This is a genomic window from Palleronia aestuarii (assembly GCF_003253995.1).
In the GTDB taxonomy this organism is placed as follows: Bacteria; Pseudomonadota; Alphaproteobacteria; order Rhodobacterales; family Rhodobacteraceae; genus Palleronia; species Palleronia aestuarii.
The window spans coordinates 1-2,632 of record NZ_QKZL01000069.1 but is presented as its reverse complement, the minus strand read 5'-3'; the positions used below and the strand labels follow the sequence as shown (position 1 = coordinate 2,632).

4 protein-coding genes are annotated in these 2,632 nt (G+C 59.7%); 2 read left to right on the top strand and 2 right to left on the bottom strand.

The features are described from left to right. On the top strand, positions 1–871 hold an 871-nt coding region (locus tag LX81_RS22445), incomplete at its 5' end, for a hypothetical protein (RefSeq protein WP_211322873.1). Here LX81_RS22445 and LX81_RS21725 read toward each other — a convergent pair. Further along, on the bottom strand, positions 803–1,300 hold the full coding sequence (locus LX81_RS21725; protein WP_111539310.1) for a class I SAM-dependent methyltransferase: 498 nt from the start codon (positions 1,298–1,300) through the stop codon (positions 803–805). The two genes, LX81_RS22445 and LX81_RS21725, sit on opposite strands and share 69 nt — an antisense overlap. Before the next feature lie 48 nt (positions 1,301–1,348). Next, positions 1,349–1,564 carry a cupin domain-containing protein gene (locus LX81_RS22670; RefSeq protein WP_272939514.1) on the bottom strand — a complete coding sequence of 72 codons (216 nt, stop codon included), beginning with the start codon at positions 1,562–1,564 and terminating at the stop codon, positions 1,349–1,351. Between the two features lie 566 nt (positions 1,565–2,130). Here LX81_RS22670 and LX81_RS21715 point away from each other — a divergent pair. Then, positions 2,131–2,304: a CsbD family protein gene (locus tag LX81_RS21715; RefSeq protein ID WP_111539309.1), complete on the top strand. Its 174-nt coding sequence runs from the start codon at positions 2,131–2,133 to the stop codon at positions 2,302–2,304. The last annotated feature ends 328 nt before the right edge of the window (positions 2,305–2,632 follow it).

Sequence of the window (2,632 nt, the reverse complement as noted above, 5' to 3'; positions counted from 1 at the left end):
ACGCGAGATGATTTCCATCCTGCTTTTCGCCACAGGCGTCATCGTCCTCGTCGCATCGACCTACGATTTTCTGTACACGACCATCAGCCTCACGGGCCTGGGCCCCATCAGTCTCCGCCTGACGCGTGGTCTCTGGTTGGTTGCGCGGAAACTCACGCGAATTTCGGAACAGCGTGCAGGGGTATCCCTCCGCAGTGCGATCGGGCCGACGATACTTTCGGTTCTTGCTGCATTCTGGATGGCCCTGTTTCTCATGGGCTACGTCATGCTCTATGTCTCGGGTGCGTCGCTCCAGACCTCGAGCCTGCACGAACCGGCAAATCTCGTGGAGATCATCGCCTTTGCCGGATCGACCCTGTCGACCCTGGGGGCGTCTACCGTCGAGCCGACGAACGGGTGGTGGGACATCCTGTCGATGGTGGCCGCGATCAATGGCATGGTGGTGCTCACGCTTTCGGTCACGTTCGTGCTCAATATCTTGCAGACCACCCTGGCCGCGCGTAGCTGGGCCATGCGCTACAATGCATTGATGGATGCTGCCGATGCCCGGCAATCGGATCATACTCCCGCAAACATCACGTCCCTCGGGCCGGAACTTTGCAATATCACCGTCAAGTTCACAGCCTCGCCGCTGACGGGATATTTCGTGCCAAACGATTCAGCTATGAGCTTTCCAAAGGCGATTTCGCATCTTTGCAATCTCATGGAGGCACAGGACAGGACGCAATTACCCCGGGATATGAAGCCGGACGATCTCGTGGAACTGCGGACCGGTCTTAGCGTCTTTGGTCGACATATCAGATCACATCGTGGCGAAGGTGATTTCGCCTCTGTGCGGGCATGGGCCTATGATCATAGCCTCCCTGCGTGAATCGACCTGACAACCCCGGCGCAGCGCTCGCGCGACGTCGGCGAAGGTTTCGACCGGTCGCTGCAGATACTGCACGCCGGCACAAACCAGAACGGCATCCTGCGACGCGTCCTCCTGCAGCAGTTGCGGGTCGAGGTTGAGATCCTGCACGAACCAAGCATCGAGCCGGGGATTGGCGGCGAGTTCGGCGGCGTTCATGCCGTGCCCCGTCACCTGGCCCAGGACGAGACCTGCGGGCAGATGGCTCACCCAGCTCGACATCAGATCGAGGACGTCCGCTCCGGGCCAAAGGCGGGTTTGGTAGCACGCCGTGAGCGCCGAAAGCGCGGCAGCGTCGACATGGGTCACCATCCGTGCGGGGCGGTAGAAGAGCGCGTCGTCGGACGGGTCCTGCTTGGCGAAGGCCTCGGGAGGCAGGGTCAGGCGCATTGCGGTTTGGCCGTCCGGTACGAGACCGGACGCCCCCCTTGCTGCAGCTTATTCCTCGTCGCGGCCATGCGCGCGGGCCGGCGGCGCGGTCGCCTCGACTGCCGTGAACGTCTCGAGAATACGGTAATCATGCTCGGCCCCCGCCGGCACCACCCAGCTGTCGCCGGGCTCCAGTTGCACGGTTTGCCCCTCGAGCGTCAGCTCCGCCGATCCGGAGATCACGTAGCCGACCGTCTCGTAGCCGCGGGTGTGGCCTCGTTCCAGAGACGCATCCCCAGCTTGGTGCCTGTAACCAGGTATCGCTGACCCATCTCTCCCTCGGGGGATCCTTCCAGGCTTACCTTCTTTACGCTCGTGTCGGTCATGGCTCTGCTCCTTGCGTTGGCGAGCATCTCACGTGCCCGGGTCCGAGAGCGAACGCGCAACGAGCCGATCGGCTCCGGGCCAAGGGGTCGCAGGCTGCAATAGGGGTGCGGCCCGAAGAGCAAGGTGGCGGGCGGGCGGGATTCGCATCGGTGTTACGCTGTTCAGGTTGCGCCAACTGCGATGTCGAGACGTCGGCCAAGCGTCATCACTACTGAGCACTATTCGATTATCATCGCGACTGCGCGCGTTCGTCGGTCGGGTGATAACGGCATTGTTTACGCGTGCTGCCCACCTGAACGGGGCACGACATCCCATGCAGCATGTTGGATGAGACGTAACGGGAAAAACCCTGATCCGGTACCGATCAATAAATCTTAAATTACGATCACGACCTGTGAGAGACCGGGCAGGAACTCTACTCCCCGCGGTCCGTTGTCCTGTCATAATGCACAAGGAGATCCGAAATGGCGAATGAAGATCAAGCCACGGGCAAGGCCAAGGACATTGGCGGTAAGGTCAAGGAAGAGCTTGGCGATGCCACGGGCAATGACAAGATGAAGCACGACGGCCAATCCGATCAGGTCGAAGGCAAGGTTCAGAAGAAGACAGGCGACGCGAAGGAGAAACTGTCCGAATAAGGGCACGTTTTCCTTGAAACCGTACGCGACCCAGAGGCCAGCCGACGCTGGCCTTTCTTCGTTGGGCAAGGGAGTTTTCAGAAAGGATTTCAAATCGCGAGTAATCTGTTCTTGCGGACGATATGGATCGGTCAATACCGAAACTTGAGCTTGCATTCAGCCTGCCGCTCGCTATTGCCCAAATACAGAATGCGACTATCACTTAAGATACTGGATAATTCATGGCAGACATCGACCTCGACGATCTTACCCTCGACGAACTGAAAAAGCTGCAGAAAGACGTGAACAAGGCGGTCGAGACCTACGAGGATCGGCGCAAGAAGGAAGC